We start from the raw sequence: 21,534 nt of genomic DNA, 5'->3' as shown, positions 1-21,534 counted from the left end.
TTACAAGAAGGTGTGACATATGACAAAATGGAAGCGAGCAAATCCCACTGGTACACGTGATTTGTTTTTTGAAGATAGTACGCTACAGGAAGAAGTAGAACAGCGTCTGCGCCGTGTATTCATATCACGCGGATATGAGGAAATTCGAACACCGACAATTGAATTTTATGATGTGTTTTCGTTTCAAAATCGACCAATTGACGAAGAACGGATGTATAAATTTTTTGATCATCGCGGGCGGATTTTAGTATTGCGTCCTGATATGACAATCCCGATTGCGCGGGTTGTAGGCACAACAATGATGAAGTCACCGCTTAAGCTTACATATAGCGGTAATATTTTCCGCGCTAATAAAAGTCTGGCTGGTAAATACAATGAGTTAACACAAGCGGGTATTGAAATCATTGGTATTGATAATCTACGCGCTGAGGTAGAGTGTATTGTGAGTGCTATTACCGCACTACAGGCAATTGGCGTGAGTCAGTTTAAAATTGAAATTGGCCAAGTAGAGCTATATAAGTCTATCATTAAAAAGTTATCGTTAACAGAAAATGATGAGATTGTGCTGCGTAGTTATATTGAAAACAAAAGCTACACAGGATTGACTGAATTTTTGAAAAGAAAGAATTTTGATAAAACAGATGCCACAATTCGCTTGCTGCAACGTTTACCGCGCTTGTTTGGCGGCATAGAAATCGTAGAGGAAGCAGAGCGCTTGGCGACAAATAAAGAAATGAAGCAGGCTATTGTGCGTGTGCGACAAATTTATGAAACTATTGCGAGACTGGGCTACGGGAATTATGTGTCTGTAGATCTTGGGATGGTACAAAATTTACAATATTACACAGGGGTTATTTTTAGAGGCTATGCAAATGATGTGGGCGAAGAAATTGTAAGTGGCGGTCGCTATGATGATTTGATGGGGCATTTTGGTGAGCCACTTCCAGCGGTAGGTCTTGCACTTCAAGTTGATCAAATTGTGCGCGTTTTAAAAGAACAAATGCCCCCTGCCGAGGTTGAACCGGCTGCAGTGTTGATTCATTATGCGTTGGAAACCATTGAGGAAGCAGAACGTTTGCGTTCTTTGCTCGGAAAAGACGGTGTGAAAGCAGAGTTATCTATGTGCGAAACATTGCAGGAATCCTTTCACTTTGCAAGAAGGCATGGTGTTCAACGAGTCATAGATACAGCTGGCGATCGATTGGCTGAATATGAGTGGAAAGAGAAATGGCAGCTTATGAAGGAAGGAGAAACATCATGCGTCACATTCAAATTGCGCTAACAAAGGGAAGACTTGAAAAGCAAGTTGTACCCCTTCTTGAGAAAATCGGGATCGATTGCACGGAACTGAAGGATAAGGGACGTAAACTTGTTTTTAAAAGTCATAACACGAATGTCAGTTTTATTTTAGTGAAAGCTGTTGATGTGCTGACGTATGTTGAGCACGGTGTTGCGGACATTGGTATTGTGGGAAAAGATGTATTGCTTGAAAATGAAAAAGAGCTCTATGAAATGATTGACTTAGGAATTGGGAAATGCAAGTTTTCAGTAGCGTCTATCCCGACATATGACCCAAGTAGCTATAAAAAGAAAACCATTGCTACAAAATATCCGAATGTTGCTTCAGCATATTTTCGCCAAAAAGGGGAAGATGTTGAGATTATTAAAATAGAAGGTTCAGTTGAAATTGCACCACTCTTAGGTTTGGCAGATGCCATTGTTGACATTGTTGAGACAGGACAAACATTGAAAGAGAACGGTTTAATTGTATTTGAGGATATGCATGATATTTCAGCTAGGTTAATTGCCAATAAAGCATCTCTTAAAATGAAGAAAGAAGAAATGTTCGCTATTATTGACCGTGTCGAACAAGTTGTAAAGGAGGGTGAGGAATGAAAATATTATACGGAAAGCAAAACGAAATTATTGCAGGCATGAATACGTTACGAGAAGAGGCAAAGCAGTTTGAAAAAGAAGCGGCGCAGGCTGTCGAGCGTATTGTTACAGACGTAAAAGTACGCGGTGATGAGGCGCTTCGGTTTTATACGAAAACCTTCGATAAAGTAGATTTGCGATCGTTCCGCGTTCCTGCGGCGCAGCTGAAAGAAGCTCTTGCATCAGTAGAAGTTTCATTTATAGAAGCTTTAGAAGGTGCAAAACAAAATATTGTATCATATCACGAAAAACAGAAGCGCCACGGATTTTTAGAGGCTGAACAAGACGGGATTATACGAGGGCAACTTATTCGTCCGCTGGAGACGGTTGGGGTATATGTGCCAGGGGGAACGGCGGCTTATCCCTCGTCTGTATTAATGAACGTGTTGCCAGCGAAAATTGCTGGTGTCAAAAGAATTGTAATGGTAACCCCGCCCCATTCAAACGGCGTAAATCCTTATATCTTAGCGGCTGCCAAAATTGCGGGGGTGGACGAAGTATACAGCATCGGGGGTGCGCAAGCTGTCGCCGCACTGGCATATGGGACAGAGAGTATTCCGCGCGTTAACAAAATTGTGGGACCGGGCAACTTGTATGTGGCGCTTGCGAAACGTGCTGTGTTCGGTGATGTTAGTATTGATATGATTGCAGGGCCTTCTGATATCTTGGTTATTGCAGATGAAACAGGAGATGCGCGCTATATTGCGGCAGACTTGCTGTCTCAAGCTGAGCACGATGTGAACTCTGCAGCTATTTTGGTCACAACGGACCAAACCTTGGCTGAAGCTGTGCAGCGTGAAGTGAAAATACAGCTACAACATTTGCCGCGCAAGGAGATTGCACAAGCATCCGTGGCACAAAACGGGGTTATCATTGTTGTAGATTCTTTGGAAGAAGCGTTTGAAACAGCCAATCGCATTGCCCCTGAACATTTGGAACTACATATAAAAGAACCAATGATGGCATTATCACAAGTGAAGCATGCTGGCTCCATTTTCCTAGGGCCATATGCCCCAGAACCGCTTGGGGATTATTATGCAGGTCCAAATCATGTGCTTCCGACAAGTGGCACGGCCCGTTTTTTCTCAGCACTTTCTGTGGATGATTTCATTAAAAAGTCAAGTATTCTTTCGTATACCAGAGAAGCGTTATATAAAGTAAAAGATCACATCACTATTTTGGCGGAAAAAGAGGGCTTACACGCGCATGCGAAGTCTATCAATATTCGATTTGAGGAGGAAAAATAATGAGCCGTACAGCAACGCTATCACGTACAACAACAGAAACAGATATTTCCGTTTGGGTCGATTTAGATCATCAAGAGGAAGTAAGCATTGATACAGGTGTAGGTTTCTTTGATCACATGCTTACCTTGTTCGCAAGACATGGGCGTATTGGTTTAAAAGTAAAGGCAGTAGGAGATTTACATATTGATTCTCATCATACGGTAGAAGACGTTGGCATTGCAATAGGAGCTTGTATCAAAGAAGCTCTTGGCGATAAAAAACAAATCAACCGTTATGGTACGAGCTATGTACCGATGGATGAGGCACTCGGATTTGTATCGCTTGATATTAGCGGTCGTCCATTCTTAGTATTTGATGCTGAATTAAAGGCCGATATGCTAGGAAATTATGATACAGAGCTTACAGAGGAGTTTTTCCGTGCTATTAGCTTTAATGCAGGAATCACGCTGCATGCGCGTGTATTATATGGAAGAAACACACATCACAAAATTGAAGCGCTCTTTAAAGCATTTGGACGTGCACTACGCGAAGCAATGGAAATAAATGAGAACATTATCGGAATCAATTCCACGAAAGGAATGTTGTAAATGATTGCAATCATCGATTACGGCATGGGGAATTTACGCAGTGTATCAAAAGCGCTTGAGCATGTAGGTGTAGAGTATGTTATCACCGATAATGCCGATGTTATTCGAGATAGTACGGCCATTTTGTTACCAGGAGTAGGCGCTTTCCCAAAGGCAATGAAAGAATTGCGTGATAGAGGACTTATTACATTGATTCGCGAGCAAGCATATCTAGGTAAACCGATTTTAGGAATCTGTCTCGGCATGCAATTGCTGTTTGAGAGCAGCGAAGAAATTGAACCAACAGAAGGACTTGGTTTGCTTCCGGGAATAGTTCGTAAAATTCCCGCAGGGCGCAAAATTCCGCATATGGGCTGGAACAATCTCCAGAAACGGAAAGACTCACCGCTATTAAAGGATGTGCAGGATGGGGCGTACGTATATTATGTTCATTCTTTTTATGCAGATTGTCCTGAAGCGGTAATTGATGCTGGTAGCGAATATGGTGTATTTGCACCAGGTGTAGTATCTAAGGGCAATATTTTTGGCGCGCAATTTCATCCGGAAAAAAGCAGTGAAATCGGTTTGAAAATGTTACAAAACTTTAAGGAGCTGGTCACATGTTGATTTTCCCGGCAATCGATTTAAAAAATGGGCGCTGTGTTCGCTTATATCAAGGGCAATTTGAACAAGAAACAGTGGTGAACGAAAATCCACTTCAGCAGGCACTACGCTTTGAACAATTAGGTGCAAAAGTCCTTCATTTGGTAGACTTAGACGGCGCTCTAGATGGAACACCGACGAATTTGCCGGTTATTGAACAAATTGCTAAGACACTTCGAATTCCTGTTCAAGTAGGTGGTGGTATTCGCTCATTAGAAACAATTGAAACGTTGCTGTCTGTAGGTGTAAATCGTGTGATTATTGGAACGGCAGCACTGTTAGATCCCGCATTCTTACGAGCAGCGTTGGCAGCATATGGTGAAAAAATTGTAGTTGGTATTGATGCAAAAGAAGAATATGTGGCAACGCGCGGTTGGCTCGATGTATCAGATGTACATTATATTACACTCGCCAAACAGATGGAGGAGATGGGGGTAAAAACGATTGTGTTCACTGACATTTCCAGGGATGGCACACTGGCTGGGCCAAATTTTGAACAGTTGGCATCCTTGCAAAGCGCGGTTGCAGTCAACATTGTTGCCTCAGGCGGAGTGAGCTCACTAGCAGATATTGAAAAACTCAATCGTATGAATTTGTACGGTGTTATCACTGGAAAAGCGTTATATGACGGCAAGGTCGTATTAGAAGAAGCACTTGAGGCGGTGAAAACATGCTAACAAAACGCATTGTACCATGTCTAGATGTAAAAGATGGTCGCGTTGTAAAGGGTGTAAATTTCGTTGGATTAGCAGATGTTGGCGATCCAGTAGCTATAGCAGCTGCCTACAATGAAGCAGGCGCCGATGAACTGGTATTTTTGGACATCACGGCAACACATGAAGGCCGTCGCACGATGATTGATGTGGTAGAACGCACGGCTGCTGAGGTATTTATTCCCCTTACAGTAGGGGGAGGTATCAGCAGTGTGGAAGATATGTATAATATGCTGCGCGCTGGTGCAGACAAAATTTCTGTAAATTCAGCAGCTATTCGTAACCCGCAGCTAATCGCAGATGGGGCGGAGCGTTTTGGGGCACAGTGTATTGTTGTAGCCATTGATGCTAAACGAGTAGGTGACAGGAAGTGGCACGTCTTTATTAATGGTGGTCGTATCGACACGCGATTGGATGCTGTAGAGTGGGCGCAAAAAGCAGAAGCGCTTGGAGCAGGAGAGATTTTGCTCACTAGTATGGATGCTGATGGTACGAAAGAGGGATATGATTTAGAGTTAACAGAAGCGGTATCCAATGCAGTTACCATCCCAGTAATCGCATCAGGCGGATGCGGGAACAATGCGCATATTGTAGAGGTGTTTAAGAAAACATCCGCATCGGCAGCGCTTGCAGCTTCTATTTATCATTACGGTGAAACCACCATTATGGAAACGAAGCAGGAGATGAGGAAAGCGAATATTGAGGTGAGATTATGAAGCCGAATTTTAGTAAAGGCTTACTACCTGCCGTTGTTATTGATGATACGACGCAAGATGTGCTTATGCTTGGTTATATGAATGAAGAGTCTTATGCCAAAACATTGGAGACGAAAACAACGTGGTTTTTCTCGCGTTCCCGCAATAAACTTTGGAATAAAGGGGAAACATCCGGTCACTTTCAGCACGTTAAGGAAATCTTTTTAGATTGTGATCAAGACACCATTTTAGTTCGTGTTAACCAAATTGGACCTGCTTGTCATACAGGCAGTCAAAGCTGCTTTTTTACAAAGGTATTGTGAGAGGAGAAGCGCAATGAGCATACTGCGTGAACTGTATAAAGATATTCAAAATCGAAAAAAGAATCCGCAAGAGGGTTCGTATACGAATTACTTGTTTACAACAGGTGAAGATAAAATTTTAAAAAAAATTGGTGAAGAATGTACAGAAGTAGTCATTGCTTCCAAAAGTGATAACCGTACAGAGCTGGTTAGTGAGCTCATGGATTTAACGTATCACTGTCTTGTACTGATGGCAGAAAAGGATGTCTCCTTAGAGGAGCTTGAGGAAGAAGCAAAGCGAAGAAGAGGAAAGTTGTCTAAGGTGGGAGACAGAAAAGAAATTGATACGCTATAGGAGGGGGAAAGGATGAGGATAGATTATCACCTGCATTTGGAGGAAGGACCATATTCATTACGCTGGCTTGATCGCACAAATGTAGCGTTGCAGCATTTTGTACCGGTGGCAGCCCCAAGACATTCTTTAGATTGGCTTAAGCAATCACAAGCGCTATTGCAAGAACGCTTAGAAAAAGGAGCATTCTCACCGTTTTGGATTGATTTATACTTAGAAGAAGCAGAGCGTAAAGGCTTGCAAGAAGTAGGAATTGTAGACCATCTCTACCGTTTTACAGAAGCGCGTGATTACTATTATCGCCATATCGACATCAGTGATAGCGATTTAGGCTGTTTACAAAAGGAATGGCTAGATCAAGTAATGATTGAATCTATTCATCATTTTACAGCTGCGATTGAAGAAGCGAAGAAAAGATGGGCAAAACGCGGCATAACGCTTCGCCTTGGGCTAGAGGCCGATTATTTTGCTGATGGTGAAGAAGAGCTACGAGAACTGCTGAAGCTTGGGAATTGGGACTATGTAATCGGCTCTGTACATTTTACAGAAGGCTGGGGATTTGATAATCCAGACACACAAGCGCGTTTTCAAACACAGGACGTACCAGCTTTATATGAGAAACATTTTGCACTAATTGAGCGTGAAATTCGATCTGGCTTATTTGATTTTGTTGCCCATATTGACAATATGAAGGTCTTTAACTATCGACCTGATGAAAATCATTTACTTCACTACTATGAGCACATTGCTCGTGTACTGAGGGAATGTGACGTGGCAACAGAGATTAACGCAGGTTTATATTATCGTTATCCAGTCAAAGAAATGTGTCCGAGCCCGTTGTTTTTAAGTGTACTGGCTCGTCACCGTGTACCTATTACAATCTCATCTGATTCGCATTATCCTGACGACATTGGTAGCTACGTGGCTCAAAATGTAGAAACCCTGCTTCGTCATGGTTATACTGAGGTGGCTACGTTTGAAAAGCGTCAGCGCATTATGAAACCGTTAAAAGGATAAATATGTTAATACTGAAAGGTCCTATTTTGCTAACACTAATAGTGAAATTAATTCGAGGAGGCGCTTATAGTGGGTAAAGAGCAGTATAAGGATACAGGCAAATTAACTAACAAGCATTATGGTGAAGCAAGCCCAAAAAGCGATCAGTCGCTTACACATGAACAAGTACAAAATACATTAACAGAGGGAACAATTGATCAACAGGTAAAGCGACACTAAATGCTATATCAAACGTCTTGCACAGGCTGCAAGACGTTTTTGTATTCTAATTATTTGGAAACAGATTACTTGTATGTTTGTATACAAATTTTTTACAATAATAAAGTCTATAAAGAAAAATAAAAAGCTAACAGCTTATCAAAAAGGGGATGACATCATGGGAAAAATTTTTGTTGCGGGAAATATACCAAAAATTGGATTAGAAATGCTGCGCGATCACGAAGTGGAAATATACGATGGCGAAGGTTTAATCGGTGAGGTAGAGCTTAGAGAGCGCTTACAAGGAAAGGATGCTTTACTTAGTTTGTTATCTACAAAAGTAACAAAAGAAACAATTGACAGCGCGGATTTAAAAATTATCGCTAACTACGGGGCTGGTTTTGATAATATTGATTATACATATGCAATAGAAAAAGGGATTGCTGTAACCAATACACCTGATGTTTCTACAGAAGCTACAGCAGAATTAACAATGGCCATTTTATTGGCTGCGGCGCGTCGTATTCCAGAAGGAGATGTGTTATGTCGTACAAAAGGATTTGATGGCTGGGCACCGCTTTTCTTTTTAGGGCGTGAAGTATATGGAAAAACGATTGGTATTATTGGGCTTGGTGCAATCGGTCAAGCTGTTGCGAAGCGAGCCAAAGCTTTTGGTATGGAGATTGTATATACGGGTCCAAGCCGTAAACTTGAAACAGAACAGCAATATAGTGCGTCATATGTAGCGCTGGAGGATTTACTGAAACAATCGGACTTTGTAACAATAAATTGTGCATATCATCCAACGTTACATCATATGATTGCTGAGCCGCAGCTTGCGCTGATGAAGTCGACCGCTTACTTAATTAACGCGGCCCGCGGTCCAATTGTAGATGAAGTGGCTTTAGTTGCTGCATTAAAGAACAAGGTAATTGAAGGAGCTGCACTAGATGTATTTGAATTTGAACCACGTATTACAGAGGAGTTAAAGACACTCCCGAATGTTGTGCTGACGCCGCACATCGGAAATGCGACGATTGAAACACGTAATGCGATGGCAGAAGTGGCAGTGCGTAATATTTTAAGTGTACTTGCAGGGGAAGAACCACTTACCCCTGTTAAGAAGATGGTAACGAAGTAAAAAGAAAAAGAATAACCGCGCTTGGTTATTCTTTTTCTTTTTCATTTTTCTTATCAAAATGTCGTTGACGTAAGAATTGAGACAACATATATATAACGTAAAGCGGAATTGCGATAAATAAAAATTCGGGTATGTTTCCGAAATTACGTTGATACATTGTTACGATAACCGCGATTAAAAATAAGGTAACAATAATACTGTACTTTGGAAGCGGAACATCTTTTAGACTTGGAATCTGAATTCGACTGACCATTAGAAAGGCAAACCCAACAAATAGTGTGATAAGTACAATATTTGGAATTTTATTCGAGAACAGTGTTAAAAATGCCATGATGCCGCCTGCTGCAGTAATGGGAACGCCTGTAAAGTACCTGAGTGACGTAGAAGAAGGCGTTACGTTAAAGCGCGCTAGGCGATAAGCACCGAATAATGGGAATAATGCCGCTATGTATAGTCCAATAAAGCCGTATTGGGAGAAGGAGGTATAATACATTAAAAGTGCAGGTGCGGCTCCAAATGTAACAACGTCAGCGAGAGAATCAAGTTCTTTTCCCATTTGAGAATCAACGCGCAATAAGCGGGCAATTCGTCCATCGAGACTATCTAACATCATGCCGATAAGAACAAGGATGGCCGCGGATTTATAGTGGCCCATAGAAGCATAACCAATTGATAAAAATCCGCTATAAAGATTTCCTAAGGTAAATAAATTTGGAATGGCTGCTCTGTACAAGTTAAGATCCCTTACTTTCTGTTAAAATTCTTTCTTAGTGTGTGAAAGTACTTGGTTTTTATCATACCATAAAATGCTAAAGGTGTTGAGTAGATTATAAAAAATAGGTGTAGCTAAAGTTCTTTGTGAATGGTTATGATGGGTGTTTATTTGATTAGGACGCCTTTTTAGGCGCACCTACAAGTTTGCTCAAGAGATTAACATAAGGTGTAATACAGCAAAAAAATAAGCCGGAAAATCCGGCTTTACTGAAAGGAAGTGGTCATTGTGCCTGTTTTACGTTTATTATGACCATCAAAGCGAAGTAAATCACCATAAATTAATCTATCCGATAAACTAAGCTCTGTTTTTGCCTTTTCTGCATAAGGAGCACAAAGTGCACGATCTACAATAGTACCATTTGTGTTATAGCAGATGCCTTTGGTATATGCATAGTTTTCAGTAATAAAACTACCGTCTCGCAAAACCGTCATTGCTTCTTGTTCAGCTACGAACAGATCTGTACCAAACTCCATATGATCTTTTGTTTTAATGCCAAGCAGGTGTAAAAGAGTAGGCTTTACATCAATTTGCCCAGATACTTTTGAAATGGTTCGTCCCGTCTGTCCTGGTATGTGAATCACGAGTGGAACGCGCTGTAGTGTCAGGGTATCAAATGGTGTGATCTCTTCTTTGCCCAATACTTGGGCCATTGCTGTATTATGATTTTCTGAAATGCCATAATGATCACCATAAATGACAATTATAGTGTTATCGTAGAGTCCTTCTTCTTTTAATCGCTGTACGAAATATTTGATTGCTTCGTCGGTGTAGCGAACTGTTGGAAAATAGCGATTTACAATATCACTTTCTGAATTGTACTCGTCTATATAACGGTCTTCAGATTCTAAGATGAACGGAAAGTGGTTAGTAAGTGTTAAAAATTTTGTATAAAAAGGCTGTGGCAATTCTTTTAAATAGCGTATAGATTGCTCAAAAAAGTCTTTATCTTTCAAACCCCAACCGACGGAATTTTGCTGTGTTCCTGTAAAGTCAGTCAGATTAAAAAATCGATCGTAACCTAGTGCCGGATACATGATGTCGCGATTCCAAAACGTCTTATCATTAGAATGAAACACAGCGGAGTAATAACCGTAATCTTTTAACAGCTCCGGCGTTGCCATGTACTCATTGTTGGCATGAGTAAAAAAAACAGATCCTCTGTCGAGCGGATATAGGGAGTTTTCAATAATAAATTCCGCGTCTGATGTCTTTCCCTGTCCTGTTTGGTGATAAAAATGGTCAAAGTAGTAGCTTTCTTTAATAAAATCATTTAAAAAGGGAGTCACTTCTTTCCCATTGATCTTTTTGCCAATCACAAAGTTTTGTGTGGATTCCATTGAGATAACAATAACATTCTTTCCTTTGGCCGTACCAAATAATGATTCATCCACATGCTTATCTCGTGCACGAATATAGTTTTCAATCTCTACATAGCTATTTGTGCTTGCAAATGCGCGTTGTGCCGAAGATCTTGATTGAAGCGCAATATCATACAAGTGATAGTTGTAGAGTCCTAGATTTTTCACTACCATTTCACGATCGAATGAACGAGTAAACAGTGAAGGCTTGTAGAGCTCCGCTACGGAAACAGTAAGAACAAATATCGTAATCACACTGGCAAAATAAGATGTTTTTTCTCCCTTTGTTAGAGATTCCGTAGAAAAATAATTTGGGAAGATGCGAAGTAGCACAAATAAGAGAATGAGATCGCCAAACATTAAAAAAGTTTTATATGTTAGCAGTTCTCGTATACTTGTGCCTAGGTCGGCCATGTTATTTGTTTGAAATAAGACGGGCAACGTGACAAAATCATCGAAAAAGCCATAGAATATAGCGTTTCCAAATAGTACGAAAGAAAGCAAAGCGCTTATGCCCAATATAAAGCGATTGCGATGTTTGTTTTGAAACAAGGCAAGGCCGATAAAGAAGAGTAAAGAACTTACGGGGCTAAACAGCAAAATCAGTTCATCCCAATCGCTCTCAATTTTAATATCAAATGCCAATTTGTATACAATGTATGTTTTAATCCATAATAGAACAACTGCCAAAAGTGTGAATCTTAATTTTGGAAGTAGTCTGGTCATATGTAAACTCCCCCTGCATGGCCTGTTTCTGGACAAGCTGTTTGTATAGGATATTAAGCTTTGAAACAGGATATTCTTCTTTATTTAGTATAGTAGGAAATCTTCTTTATTGCATTATTTTTCTTTACATGGTCTGAGAAAAAATGGATATACGGAGTGAAAAGATAGTAAGGGGTTACAATAAAAGAGGAGGTTTTATGTGATGAAGCGATTAACAATTTTATTATGTATGTGTTTGTATAGTATACCGATACAAGCCAATGCTGATGCAATGCTTGAAGATGCATTCTTTTCAGTGTTGTTCCCAAAAATAAATGGGGCGCTTGAAAAGCGGTTTGGTGTGCTTAAAAAATATGATTGCCCGAAAATCGTCAGTATGAACAAAATGGTCAATGGTACATACTTATTTCGTGCAACGATAGATGTGATTGTATATGAGCAACAGCCTGGTCAAGAACCAAAACCACCGTTTCAAAAAGTAAGTATAAATTTTAATAACGAGGATGGAGAGTGGGAGGTTCAGACGATACAAGTAACACGTCTTCCTGACGCAACGAAGTTGACTTGTCGTAAGCCTGTCTAAAAAAGATTTGACAAACTGATTTTCTATCTGTTATTGTAAGAAGCATCATAAAACAAAATATAACCCTCATCTGATCTCGAAATAGAGGTTGCGACATTTAAGAGTAGTTTGTGTGAGATTTTGTGGAATCGAAGACCGCAGCATGAAAGGAAATGTCGCCGAAGTAAAATGGTTGCCTCAACAACATTTTGCTGGGACTGTATTGAACAAATGCAGGACTGTCACAAGCAATTGTGGAGAACTATGGAGATGTTGATGCGGTTTCTTGTAAAAATTATAAGAAACGCGTGTGAACATTGTTCCACGCGTTTTTTTTATTTTAGGCTGTGTTAAAGCCTAATGTTGGTAATGAGCACTTGTTGATGGGAGTGAAGGGGGGAGAGACTCTTGCTGGAAAAGCGAGTCAAAGGGAGACCACGCAAGCGCATAGCGCTGAGGAGGCTCCCTGACCGCCCGTGGAAAGCGAACCCCCGGAACGGAAATTAACAACGAACTTTAACAGAGCCTTATTTTACAAAAGAAAGAATGGTATAACTCTCGGGCATAATCAAATTTCAGTGCTTGATTCTTAGATCTGTAGAGTAGAACGAGTTGCTAGTGCTTTTCATACAAAAAGGGGGAACAACATATGTATTTACATGGAACAAGTAGAGTGAATGAAAAAGGACATTTAGAAATTGGCGGCTGTGACACAACAGAATTGGCAACAACGTATGGTACGCCTCTTTACATATATGATGAGGCGCTAATCCGTCAAAAATGCCGAGCATACAATGAAGCATTTCGCCAAAGTGGTTTTTCGTATCAAGTTGCATATGCGAGCAAAGCATTTTTATGTATGGAGATGTGTCGCTTGGCAGCAGAAGAAAACATGTCTCTTGACGTTGTGTCAGGTGGAGAATTATATACTGCCTTACAAGCCGGCTTTCCAGCAGAACGTATCCATTTCCATGGTAACAACAAAACAGAAGCAGAGCTTGTAATGGCACTTGAAGCAGGAATCGGTTGCTTTGTAGTAGATAACTTTTTTGAACTGGAAGTACTTCACGATTTAGCCAAAGAGCGTGCTCTCACGGTAAACATTTTATTGCGTGTAACACCGGGGGTTGAAGCTCATACACATGAATATATTACAACAGGTCAAGACGATTCTAAATTTGGGTTCGGCATTTCTAGCAACCAAGCTTTGCAAGCTATGAAAATTGCCTTACTGAAGCCTCATTATCATGTAATGGGTGTGCATTCTCATATTGGATCGCAAATCTTTGAAACCGAGGGGTTTGTAAGAGCGATTGAAGTGCTAAGCGCATTTTTGAATATCGTACGGGAGGAAACGGGACATACGATGCAAGTGTTGAATTTGGGCGGCGGATTTGGTATTCGTTACACAGAAGGTGATACGCCATTGCCAGTTGCGAGCTATATTCAAGAAGTAACGGATGCAGTTAGAGAACAGTGTACAGCACGCAATTATCCATTGCCTGAAATTTGGATTGAACCAGGGCGCAGTATTGTAGGGGACGCAGGAACAACATTATACACAGTCGGATCTATTAAAGAAGTACCAGGGATTCGAAAATATGTCGCTGTAGATGGTGGCATGACAGATAATATTCGCCCTGCTTTATACAATGCATCATATGAAGCTATGCTTGCCAACCGTGCCGACGAAGCGCCAACAGAAACGGTATCTATCGCCGGGAAATGCTGTGAAAGCGGCGATATGCTCATTTGGGACATTCAGCTCCCGACTGTTGCATCTTGGGATTTGTTAGCTGTATCTTGTACAGGAGCATACGGTTATTCTATGGCAAACAATTATAACCGTATTACACGGCCAGGTGTCGTATTTGTAAAAGATGGAAATGCTCAGGTTGTTGTAGAACGTGAATCGTTTGCCGATTTAATTAAAAATGACCGCGTTCGTACACGCGAATTTGTTTAATATATGGCTGTGTTAAAGCCTAATGTTGATCATTTGCACTTGTTGATTGGAGTGAAGGGGTGAAACTCCTGCGGGACAAGCGAGTCAAAGGGAGACCCGCAGGCGCATAGCGCTGAGGAGGCTCCCTGACCGCCCGCGGAAAGCGAATCCCGTAACGGAAATCAACAATGAACTTTAACAGAGTATAATAGAAGAAAGCTTGCGCAAATGCGCAGGCTTTTAGTATGCTCCGGAAGAGTATGTCATTTCGTAGCTATGTGTATAGATTTCAATTAAATTGCCAAATGGGTCTTCGCAATATACCATTTTAAAAGGCTTTTCACCTGGGTAATATTCACGAATTGGCATGCGCTGTTTGCCGCCATGTTCTACAATTTTTTGCGCTAACCCTTCAATATTGGGATCTTGCACGGCAAAATGGAAAATACCTGTTTTCCAGTACTCAAAATTATTTTCGGGCGTTTTATGGTTAGGAAATTCAAAAATCTCAACTCCTACTTTATCGACGGTTGATAGATGGGCAATTTTAAAGCTACCCCACCCAGCTCCAAATACATCGCTACACATGATGCCGATGGCACTGTCATCTTCTACAATCTCTGATGGCTCCATGATGACGTACCAGCCCAGTACTTCTGTATAAAAGTTTACTGCTTGTTCTACATCGGGAACTGAAATACCAATATGAGAAAATGAACGTGGATATACTGCATTCATCTAAATGACCTCCTGCTAATAAGTCTTGCTTTAGTATAAATAAAGAACATGTTAATTATAAGTGCGCACTTTTTTGTAACATAGTCCCCGTTTAGATACCTGAATTATCCTCGACCAGCTTGAAAGCTTGGATACTTGGTCATACCTCCATCGGAAAATAAAGTAATACCGGTTACATAACTAGCTTGTTCAGATGCTAAAAAAGCAGCGCAAGCAGCAATTTCTTCTGGTTTCCCAATATAGCCCATCGGAATAAGCTTCTCAACATCAGGATCTGAAAACTTTTCTGCGTTGATTGGTGTATCAATAGCCCCGGGTCCGATACTGTTGACGCGAATCCCTTTCGGTGCATATTCAAGTGCCAGCGTTTCCGTCATCAATTTTATGCCACCTTTGCTTGCTACATAATGGACAAAATGTGGCCGTGGGATCATTTCGTGTACGCTGGACATATTGATAATATTGCCTTTTATATTGTGCTCGAGCATATATTTAAGTGCTTCGCGGCAACCAAGGAACGCACCAGTCAAGTTGGTGCTAATAACTTTATTCCAATCTTCAAGCAGCATGTCTACAGTAGGAACTTCATTTTCAATGCCTGCATTGTTAATCACTATATCTAGGCTACCAAAATGCTTTGTTGCAGTTTGAATAAGTGTTACCACATTATGTTCGTTTGTTACATCTGTAAACACACCAATAGCCTCACCACCCATTGAATGGGTATCTGTAATAATATCGTCCACATCTTGCTTTTGTTCTTCCGGAAAATAGCAAACAACAACTTTTGCTTTTTCTTTTCCAAAGCGAAGGGCCATAGCTTTGCCAAGACCGCTACCAGCGCCTGTGATAATGACTACTTTTCCTGCCAAATCAGGATACATGATGTGCCTCCTTATGTTTTAGTAAAACCCAGCATGACACCGCCTGCAATAATAAGTAAGCAGCCAATTATTACAAACACCATTTGTTTTTTTGATTTCTTTTCTCCTAAAATAAAAATGCCGCCAAGTGTAGAGATAATAATACCAGTCTGTGATAAAGAAAAACTGGTTGCAACGCCGATTCGTGGGATAGCAAGTAATAAACCAAGATTACCAATGCCCCACACGGCACCAGTAATCACATTACGAAGCGCATACTTGTTAAATGGTCTATGTTTAATGGAAAAAAGCAATGCTCCGGTTACCATCCCTACGCCTTGTGGTAAAATAGCAGACCAACCGTCAATTTCGAACCAGCGTATGATTACGACATATGCCAAAAATCCGACTGTAGAAACTACTAGGAGAAGCAACCCTTTTTTTCGATCACCGCTCTTATTTTTATGTTCTTCTTTCACTGTAAAAAGTACCCCGATAATAATCAATGCAATGGCAATACAGCCGATAAAAGTTGCTGTCTGTGTTTCCCATTCCTTAAAAATAAATACGCCAAAAGCAGTAGTAGCAACAAGTTGCATTCCTGTAGACAAAGGAACTGTTTTAGAAACGCCAAGGTGTTCTACACTGCCATATTGGTTGCCTTGACCGAGAGACCAGAACATGCCGGATATGAAGCCAATAAAAAAGATAAACCAGGATAGATCTGGTGTTTTGTATATATACATAACAATGGAAAATAAAAAAGCGCCCCATGCTGTCCCAAGTAATTGAGAGCGAGAGTCGCCACCGAGCTTGGTACTTAGTAAAACAAGACTGCCCCAACAAAGGGCTGGAAGCAAAGCCAATAAAAGACCCATGGTGTAAATCCTTTCTTTTTATTATTAGTTTGACCCAGTGCATACACTTTTATATATGCAGGATTGGTTTACCCACCCATTCATGCACCTTGTTAGTACTCATAAGAATGTAACTTCCTAAAAAAATTAAAACTTATCGGAAAAGTGCGATTGCAAAAATTTAGAATTGTGTTACAATAAACTAAATCACTTATCCAGAGAGGCGAAGGGAACTGGCCCGATGAAGCCCGGCAACCTGCGAAAAGCAAGGTGCTACTTCCAGCAAAATGGTGCCCATTTTGAAAGATAAGGTAAAATAGTTACCTCAACAGTCTTTTCGAAATGGAAAGATTTTTTTGTTTATTATGGGAAAAGGGGGGGCTGTTGTGGTAGCAGAAGAACAGTATCGAGTCATCATGGAAAAAATTAAATTGATGCTCGACGATATGAAGTTCGGATCCATTACACTCATTGTACAAGATGGCAAAGTTATTCAGCTTGAGAAAAATGAAAAAGTTCGGTTGAAGTAAAAGCGCTGACTAGAGAAACTAGAGGCGGTTTTAACCTAAGGGTTAAGACTGCCTCTTTTTGTATAAAGGAGGAAGGTCGCATGATTACGTATGAAACGTGGGGAACCCTCCCTTCCTTTTCGGAGGATGATGGTGCAAAAGGAGCACTGTCTGTACTGCGCTGGGCATACGAAGAATATGGCGAAAATATTGTGTATGCCTGTAGCTTTGGTATAGAAGGGATTGTACTCATTGATCTTATCAGCAAGGTAAAACCGGATGCTAACATTGTTTTTCTGGACACAAATCTTCATTTTAGAGAGACATATGATGTGATTGCAAAAATAAAGGAGCGATTTCCAAAACTGCGTATTGAAATGAAACGGCCTGCACTGAACTTACAAGAGCAAGAAGATGCGTACGGACCTAAGCTATGGGAACGTAATCCGAATGCATGCTGTAACATTCGAAAAGTACAGCCATTACATGAAGCCCTCAGTCAGGGAAAGGCATGGATTTCGGGTTTACGTCGTGAACAATCACCAACGCGAAAGAATACAGAATTTCTTAACCAAGACCATAAGTTTCATTCCATTAAGGTTTGCCCACTTATTCATTGGACGTGGAAGGACGTATGGCGTCATGTATACCGCGAAAATTTACCTTACAATATACTGCATGATCAGGGGTATCCAAGCATTGGTTGTGAAATGTGTACGCTGCCTGCACAAGGAAGAGATGGCAGATGGTCAGGTACGAATAAAACAGAATGTGGTTTACATTAGAAAACCAAGTAAACCAATTTGAGAACTATATAAATGCAAATAGGAAATCTGACATACTTTTTGAATAGGAAAAGGCTATGTGCAACTACTCTTAGTACCTAAGATAGGGCAGGGCTTATGAGCTAACAGTTTTTGTGCTTTCGTTATTCTATTGTTGGTATGTCTCAAAAAATTTGCTGTATATGGATAAAGGAGCGAAAAAGAATGAGTCAGATTCTCCCGCATGGAGGTACATTAATTCAATTAGTGGATGAAACGTACGATACGTTTCATATTGAAAAAGAAGTCGAGTTAGACACGGTCGCACTCAGCGATTTGGAATTGATCGCAACAGGTGCATATAGTCCCTTGACTGGGTTTTTAACGAAAAAGGACTATGATGCAGTCATCAACCATATTCGTCTGGCCGATGGTACTGTGTGGAGCATTCCTATCACGTTGGCTGTTACCCAGGAAAAAGCAGGTGAACTACGTGTAGGTGAGCATGTTCGCCTTATAAAAGATGGAGTAACATATGGCGTTCTTCAAATTGAAGACATATATACACCGGATAAATTAAAAGAAGCACAGTATGTGTATGGAACAAGGGACGAGGCACACCCTGGTGTAAAGCGTGTGTTCAATCGACCCAATGTTAATTTAGGGGGGCGCATTACTCTTGTAAAGCGCGTTCCAAAAGATCAATTTGCATCATATCGACTAGATCCCATTGAAACAAGACAAAAGTTTGCCGAGTTAGGCTGGAGAACAGTGGTAGGGTTTCAAACACGAAATCCGGTTCATCGTGCGCATGAATATATTCAAAAGACAGCGCTAGAAACAGTAGACGGTCTATTCTTAAATCCACTGGTCGGTGAAACAAAGTCCGACGATATTCCGGCGGATGTTCGCATGGAGAGTTATGAAGTATTATTGCAAAAGTATTATCCAAAATCTCGTGTGTTTTTAGGAGTATTTCCAGCTGCTATGCGTTATGCAGGACCACGTGAAGCAATTTTTCATGCACTTGTGCGTAAAAATTTTGGCTGTACCCACTTTATTGTAGGCCGTGATCACGCAGGGGTTGGCGATTATTATGGCACATATGATGCACAGAAAATCTTTAGTAATTTTACAGCAGAGGAGATCGGGATTACGACATTGTTCTTTGAAAATAGCTTTTACTGTAATGAGTGTGGTGCAATGGCTTCTGCGAAAACTTGCCCACATGGAGCCGAAAGCCATGTAATTTTATCAGGTACTAAGGTTCGTGAAATGTTACGAAATGGAGAGATTCCCCCGAGCACATTTAGCCGTCAGGAAGTCATCGAAGTGTTAATTCGTGGATTACGTCGGGAACAGGTTGCTGCTGGAGGTGTCCAATGAGTGAAAACATTATCTGGCACGATGCCTCAGTAACAAAGGCGGAACGAAGAAAACAAAACAAGCATAACAGCTTTGTACTTTGGTTCACTGGACTATCTGCCTCTGGTAAATCCACTGTAGCAAATGCAGTGGCACGGAAGCTATTTGATGCAAATATCCGTAGTTATGTACTAGACGGCGACAATGTGAGGCACGGTTTAAATAGAGGCTTAGGTTTTTCCGAAGAAGACCGCAAGGAAAATATTCGTCGCATCGGCGAAGTTGCAAAGCTGTTTGTTGATAGCGGCACTATCGTATTAACTGCCTTCATTTCACCATTTCAAGAGGATAGACAAACGGTCCGCAATTTACTCGAAGCTGATGAGTTTATTGAAGTATTTGTGTATTGTCCGCTAGAAGAATGTGAAAAACGAGATCCAAAAGGTTTATATGAGAAAGCAAGAAACGGTGAGATTAAGCAATTTACAGGAATTGATTCACCGTATGAAGAGCCTGTGAAGCCAGAAATTACCCTCCATACGCATGTATATACGGCAGATGCGTGTGCGGAGCAATTGCTACAGTATTTACGAGAGAAACAATACATTTAAGGGGGCGCAAGTATGGGATATGAAAAAACATGGGCGGAGAACCCGAAATTAAATGAAACAGAAAAAAAGAAGCTCGTTAAAGATGGTCTTGAGATTTATAAAGATATTCCGTACTACGCGGAAAATGGATTTGATTCTATTCCAAAAGAGCAGTGGGATATGTTCAAATGGGCTGGCTTATATTTGCAGCGACCAAAAGAAGCAGGTTATTTTATGATGCGTGTCAATGTACCGTCCGGTATCTTAACGAATAATCAGGCTATTGTGTTGGCAGAAATCGCAAGAGATTATGGTCGCGACGTCGTGGATATTACAACGCGTCAAGCTATTCAATTTCACTGGCTGCGTATTGAGCAAATTCCTGATATTTTACAGCGACTTGAAAACGCTGGCTTGTCTTCAGCTGGTGCTTGTGGTGATATTACACGTAATATCGTCGGCAATCCACTTGCTGGCATTGATCGAAATGAACTATTTGACACCACTGAAATTGTAAAAGACGTGTATGAGTTTTTCCAATTTAACGAGGAGTTCTCAAACTTACCACGCAAATATAAAATGTCGATTAGCGCTAATACGTACAATGCATCAAATGCAGAAATTAATTGTGTGGCATTTACACCAGCTGTAAAAGATTTAGATGGAACTCGTGTTAATGGCTTTCATGTCAAAGTGGGCGGAGGATTATCAGCGCGTCCATTTTTAGCACAAACGCTGGATATCTTTATTCGTCCGGAGCAAGTAAAGGATATTGCGATTGCAATTACGACAATTTTCCGTGATTACGGTTATCGTGAAAAACGCCACTTATCTCGTTTAAAATTTTTAGTTGCTGATTGGGGCGTAGATATATTTAAGGAAAAGCTTCTTGAGCTAACAGGTCCATTGCCAGAAAAGGGAGAAGATGCAACGGAAGGATGGAACGCCGGCTACTTTTACGGGGTCCATGAACAAAAGCAGGATGGATTATACTACGCTGGCTTTAATGTACCAGTAGGGCGTATGAATGCAAGTGAATTGCTTGAAGTGGCACGCATTGCAAAAGCATATGGAAATGGTGATATTCGCACATGTAACTCACAAAACTTTTTAATTCCGAATGTACCAAAAGAGAACGTTGAAGCTTTGCTACAAGAGCCGTTGTTCCAGCGCATCAACCAACAGCCGCAATCGTTTATCGGTCACGCTGTTTCTTGCACAGGGATCGAATATTGCAATCTTGCTTTAGTAGAAACAAAAGAACGTTTACGTCGCATTGCCACCTATTTGGATGAACAGCTCACATTAGATGTACCAGTTCGTATTCATATGGTAGGGTGTCCTAACTCCTGCGGACAGCGTCAAATTGCTGATATCGGCTTGCAAGGCGTGAAAATGAAAACAGCGGACAAGCGCATGGTAGAAGCCTTTGAATTATATGTGGGGGGAACACTGCTTGACGGCGGAACTTATAATGAGAAGCTCAAAGGAAAGGTTGATGGCGAGCATTTACCAGCCGTCTTGTACGAATTTTTATCTGTATTCAAGACAGAAAAGCTACCAAATGAATCGTTTTTCTCTTATGTAGGTCGCGTTGGTTTAGAGCATCTGCAGCAAAAGCTTGATGATATTCTAGAGGAGGCGGCGGTGTAA

The 21,534-nt window shown here is 40.9% G+C and carries 24 protein-coding genes and 2 riboswitches; of the genes, 19 read left to right on the top strand and 5 right to left on the bottom strand.

Translation table 11 applies throughout. From position 1 onward, the window contains the following. Positions 1-19: 19 nt before the first annotated feature. The 12 genes from MUG87_RS03775 to MUG87_RS03720 all read left to right on the top strand — a co-directional run bounded on the left by MUG87_RS03775 (position 20) and on the right by MUG87_RS03720 (position 8,829). Positions 20-1,282 (top strand): ATP phosphoribosyltransferase regulatory subunit, encoded by a 1,263-nt coding sequence (locus tag MUG87_RS03775; protein ID WP_247085665.1) that lies wholly within the window; start codon positions 20-22, stop codon positions 1,280-1,282. Next, positions 1,258-1,896: an ATP phosphoribosyltransferase gene (hisG, locus tag MUG87_RS03770; protein WP_247085663.1), complete on the top strand. Its 639-nt coding sequence runs from the start codon at positions 1,258-1,260 to the stop codon at positions 1,894-1,896. The genes MUG87_RS03775 and hisG overlap by 25 nt, the downstream gene beginning before the upstream one ends. Then, entirely contained in the window at positions 1,893-3,182 is a 1,290-nt protein-coding gene (gene hisD / locus MUG87_RS03765; RefSeq protein ID WP_247085661.1) for a histidinol dehydrogenase, read from the top strand. Before hisG ends, hisD begins: the two co-directional genes overlap by 4 nt. Continuing rightward, positions 3,182-3,769: an imidazoleglycerol-phosphate dehydratase HisB gene (hisB, locus tag MUG87_RS03760; protein ID WP_247085659.1), complete on the top strand. Its 588-nt coding sequence runs from the start codon at positions 3,182-3,184 to the stop codon at positions 3,767-3,769. Before hisD ends, hisB begins: the two co-directional genes overlap by 1 nt. Further along, on the top strand, positions 3,770-4,375 hold the full coding sequence (gene hisH / locus MUG87_RS03755) for an imidazole glycerol phosphate synthase subunit HisH (RefSeq protein ID WP_247085657.1): 606 nt from the start codon (positions 3,770-3,772) through the stop codon (positions 4,373-4,375). Continuing rightward, positions 4,369-5,088, top strand: coding sequence for a 1-(5-phosphoribosyl)-5-[(5-phosphoribosylamino)methylideneamino]imidazole-4-carboxamide isomerase (hisA, locus tag MUG87_RS03750; RefSeq protein ID WP_247085655.1), 720 nt, complete (start codon positions 4,369-4,371; stop codon positions 5,086-5,088). The genes hisH and hisA overlap by 7 nt, the downstream gene beginning before the upstream one ends. Next, the gene (gene hisF / locus MUG87_RS03745) at positions 5,082-5,840 is read left to right on the top strand and encodes an imidazole glycerol phosphate synthase subunit HisF (RefSeq protein WP_247085653.1); all 759 of its coding nucleotides are present in this window, start codon (positions 5,082-5,084) and stop codon (positions 5,838-5,840) included. Before hisA ends, hisF begins: the two co-directional genes overlap by 7 nt. Then, positions 5,837-6,142 (top strand): phosphoribosyl-AMP cyclohydrolase, encoded by a 306-nt coding sequence (gene hisI, locus MUG87_RS03740; RefSeq protein ID WP_247085651.1) that lies wholly within the window; start codon positions 5,837-5,839, stop codon positions 6,140-6,142. Before hisF ends, hisI begins: the two co-directional genes overlap by 4 nt. Before the next feature lie 13 nt (positions 6,143-6,155). Then, positions 6,156-6,476, top strand: coding sequence for a phosphoribosyl-ATP diphosphatase (gene hisE, locus MUG87_RS03735; RefSeq protein WP_247085649.1), 321 nt, complete (start codon positions 6,156-6,158; stop codon positions 6,474-6,476). Positions 6,477-6,488: 12 nt separating this feature from the next. Then, the gene (locus MUG87_RS03730) at positions 6,489-7,490 is read left to right on the top strand and encodes a histidinol phosphate phosphatase domain-containing protein (protein ID WP_247085647.1); all 1,002 of its coding nucleotides are present in this window, start codon (positions 6,489-6,491) and stop codon (positions 7,488-7,490) included. A gap of 69 nt (positions 7,491-7,559) precedes the next feature. After that, positions 7,560-7,709: a DUF4025 domain-containing protein gene (locus MUG87_RS03725; RefSeq protein WP_247085645.1), complete on the top strand. Its 150-nt coding sequence runs from the start codon at positions 7,560-7,562 to the stop codon at positions 7,707-7,709. Positions 7,710-7,866: 157 nt separating this feature from the next. Beyond that, a complete protein-coding gene (locus MUG87_RS03720) occupies positions 7,867-8,829 on the top strand; it encodes an NAD(P)-dependent oxidoreductase (protein WP_247085643.1) in 963 nt (320 codons plus the stop codon). A 25-nt stretch (positions 8,830-8,854) separates the two neighbouring features. On the opposite strand, the gene pssA is transcribed toward MUG87_RS03720, so the two are convergent. Continuing rightward, positions 8,855-9,562 (bottom strand): CDP-diacylglycerol--serine O-phosphatidyltransferase, encoded by a 708-nt coding sequence (gene pssA / locus MUG87_RS03715; RefSeq protein WP_247085641.1) that lies wholly within the window; start codon positions 9,560-9,562, stop codon positions 8,855-8,857. A 245-nt stretch (positions 9,563-9,807) separates the two neighbouring features. Next, positions 9,808-11,688: an LTA synthase family protein gene (locus MUG87_RS03710; RefSeq protein ID WP_247085639.1), complete on the bottom strand. Its 1,881-nt coding sequence runs from the start codon at positions 11,686-11,688 to the stop codon at positions 9,808-9,810. 229 nt (positions 11,689-11,917) lie between these two features. Between MUG87_RS03710 and MUG87_RS03705 the strand changes: the two genes are divergently transcribed. Together MUG87_RS03705 and lysA are read left to right on the top strand one after the other, a co-directional pair. Next, the gene (locus tag MUG87_RS03705) at positions 11,918-12,271 is read left to right on the top strand and encodes a DUF3888 domain-containing protein (protein WP_368042566.1); all 354 of its coding nucleotides are present in this window, start codon (positions 11,918-11,920) and stop codon (positions 12,269-12,271) included. 74 nt (positions 12,272-12,345) lie between these two features. Then, positions 12,346-12,523, top strand: a riboswitch (Lysine riboswitch). A gap of 376 nt (positions 12,524-12,899) precedes the next feature. After that, positions 12,900-14,216, top strand: a complete 1,317-nt coding sequence (gene lysA, locus MUG87_RS03700; protein ID WP_247085637.1) for a diaminopimelate decarboxylase — start codon at positions 12,900-12,902, stop codon at positions 14,214-14,216. 219 nt (positions 14,217-14,435) lie between these two features. Here the strand turns inward: lysA and MUG87_RS03695 are convergent, their stop codons facing one another. From MUG87_RS03695 to MUG87_RS03685, 3 genes are all read right to left on the bottom strand, one after another. Next, on the bottom strand, positions 14,436-14,933 hold the full coding sequence (locus MUG87_RS03695; RefSeq protein WP_247085635.1) for a lactoylglutathione lyase family protein: 498 nt from the start codon (positions 14,931-14,933) through the stop codon (positions 14,436-14,438). A gap of 104 nt (positions 14,934-15,037) precedes the next feature. After that, positions 15,038-15,817, bottom strand: coding sequence for a glucose-1-dehydrogenase (locus MUG87_RS03690; RefSeq protein ID WP_247085633.1), 780 nt, complete (start codon positions 15,815-15,817; stop codon positions 15,038-15,040). Between the two features lie 11 nt (positions 15,818-15,828). Then, on the bottom strand, positions 15,829-16,674 hold the full coding sequence (locus tag MUG87_RS03685) for a GRP family sugar transporter (protein ID WP_247085630.1): 846 nt from the start codon (positions 16,672-16,674) through the stop codon (positions 15,829-15,831). A gap of 187 nt (positions 16,675-16,861) precedes the next feature. Continuing rightward, a riboswitch (SAM riboswitch) is annotated at positions 16,862-16,966 on the top strand. Between the two features lie 103 nt (positions 16,967-17,069). Between MUG87_RS03685 and MUG87_RS03680 the strand changes: the two genes are divergently transcribed. From MUG87_RS03680 to MUG87_RS03660, 5 genes are all read left to right on the top strand, one after another. After that, the gene (locus tag MUG87_RS03680; protein WP_245999815.1) at positions 17,070-17,183 is read left to right on the top strand and encodes a YezD family protein; all 114 of its coding nucleotides are present in this window, start codon (positions 17,070-17,072) and stop codon (positions 17,181-17,183) included. A gap of 80 nt (positions 17,184-17,263) precedes the next feature. Then, positions 17,264-17,947, top strand: coding sequence for a phosphoadenylyl-sulfate reductase (locus MUG87_RS03675; RefSeq protein ID WP_247085628.1), 684 nt, complete (start codon positions 17,264-17,266; stop codon positions 17,945-17,947). 204 nt (positions 17,948-18,151) lie between these two features. Next, positions 18,152-19,312, top strand: coding sequence for a sulfate adenylyltransferase (gene sat / locus MUG87_RS03670; RefSeq protein WP_247085626.1), 1,161 nt, complete (start codon positions 18,152-18,154; stop codon positions 19,310-19,312). Continuing rightward, positions 19,309-19,902 (top strand): adenylyl-sulfate kinase, encoded by a 594-nt coding sequence (gene cysC, locus MUG87_RS03665; RefSeq protein ID WP_247085624.1) that lies wholly within the window; start codon positions 19,309-19,311, stop codon positions 19,900-19,902. The genes sat and cysC overlap by 4 nt, the downstream gene beginning before the upstream one ends. 12 nt (positions 19,903-19,914) lie before the next feature. Then, a complete protein-coding gene (locus MUG87_RS03660; RefSeq protein WP_247085622.1) occupies positions 19,915-21,534 on the top strand; it encodes a nitrite/sulfite reductase in 1,620 nt (539 codons plus the stop codon).

This window comes from Ectobacillus sp. JY-23 (genome assembly GCF_023022965.1).
In the GTDB taxonomy this organism is placed as follows: Bacteria; Bacillota; Bacilli; order Bacillales; family Bacillaceae_G; genus Ectobacillus.
The sequence above is the reverse complement of the archived record's forward strand: the minus strand, read 5'-3'. Positions and strand labels throughout refer to the sequence as shown.

What these genes read in the sequence shown, in the direction of transcription:
- hisH (WP_247085657.1), top strand. Translation starts at nt 3,770, where the DNA reads ATGATTGCAATCATCGATTACGGCATGGGGAATTTACGCAGTGTATCA.
- MUG87_RS03680 (WP_245999815.1), top strand. Translation starts at nt 17,070, where the DNA reads ATGGAAAAAATTAAATTGATGCTCGACGATATGAAGTTCGGATCCATT.
- hisI (WP_247085651.1), top strand. Translation starts at nt 5,837, where the DNA reads ATGAAGCCGAATTTTAGTAAAGGCTTACTACCTGCCGTTGTTATTGAT.
- lysA (WP_247085637.1), top strand. Translation starts at nt 12,900, where the DNA reads ATGTATTTACATGGAACAAGTAGAGTGAATGAAAAAGGACATTTAGAA.
- sat (WP_247085626.1), top strand. Translation starts at nt 18,152, where the DNA reads ATGAGTCAGATTCTCCCGCATGGAGGTACATTAATTCAATTAGTGGAT.
- MUG87_RS03730 (WP_247085647.1), top strand. Translation starts at nt 6,489, where the DNA reads ATGAGGATAGATTATCACCTGCATTTGGAGGAAGGACCATATTCATTA.
- MUG87_RS03705 (WP_368042566.1), top strand. Translation starts at nt 11,918, where the DNA reads ATGTGTTTGTATAGTATACCGATACAAGCCAATGCTGATGCAATGCTT.
- hisD (WP_247085661.1), top strand. Translation starts at nt 1,893, where the DNA reads ATGAAAATATTATACGGAAAGCAAAACGAAATTATTGCAGGCATGAAT.
- hisE (WP_247085649.1), top strand. Translation starts at nt 6,156, where the DNA reads ATGAGCATACTGCGTGAACTGTATAAAGATATTCAAAATCGAAAAAAG.
- hisF (WP_247085653.1), top strand. Translation starts at nt 5,082, where the DNA reads ATGCTAACAAAACGCATTGTACCATGTCTAGATGTAAAAGATGGTCGC.
- hisB (WP_247085659.1), top strand. Translation starts at nt 3,182, where the DNA reads ATGAGCCGTACAGCAACGCTATCACGTACAACAACAGAAACAGATATT.
- MUG87_RS03720 (WP_247085643.1), top strand. Translation starts at nt 7,867, where the DNA reads ATGGGAAAAATTTTTGTTGCGGGAAATATACCAAAAATTGGATTAGAA.
- MUG87_RS03695 (WP_247085635.1), bottom strand. Translation starts at nt 14,933, where the DNA reads ATGAATGCAGTATATCCACGTTCATTTTCTCATATTGGTATTTCAGTT.
- MUG87_RS03660 (WP_247085622.1), top strand. Translation starts at nt 19,915, where the DNA reads ATGGGATATGAAAAAACATGGGCGGAGAACCCGAAATTAAATGAAACA.
- MUG87_RS03710 (WP_247085639.1), bottom strand. Translation starts at nt 11,688, where the DNA reads ATGACCAGACTACTTCCAAAATTAAGATTCACACTTTTGGCAGTTGTT.
- MUG87_RS03690 (WP_247085633.1), bottom strand. Translation starts at nt 15,817, where the DNA reads ATGTATCCTGATTTGGCAGGAAAAGTAGTCATTATCACAGGCGCTGGT.
- hisG (WP_247085663.1), top strand. Translation starts at nt 1,258, where the DNA reads ATGCGTCACATTCAAATTGCGCTAACAAAGGGAAGACTTGAAAAGCAA.
- cysC (WP_247085624.1), top strand. Translation starts at nt 19,309, where the DNA reads ATGAGTGAAAACATTATCTGGCACGATGCCTCAGTAACAAAGGCGGAA.
- hisA (WP_247085655.1), top strand. Translation starts at nt 4,369, where the DNA reads ATGTTGATTTTCCCGGCAATCGATTTAAAAAATGGGCGCTGTGTTCGC.
- MUG87_RS03675 (WP_247085628.1), top strand. Translation starts at nt 17,264, where the DNA reads ATGATTACGTATGAAACGTGGGGAACCCTCCCTTCCTTTTCGGAGGAT.
- MUG87_RS03685 (WP_247085630.1), bottom strand. Translation starts at nt 16,674, where the DNA reads ATGGGTCTTTTATTGGCTTTGCTTCCAGCCCTTTGTTGGGGCAGTCTT.
- MUG87_RS03775 (WP_247085665.1), top strand. Translation starts at nt 20, where the DNA reads ATGACAAAATGGAAGCGAGCAAATCCCACTGGTACACGTGATTTGTTT.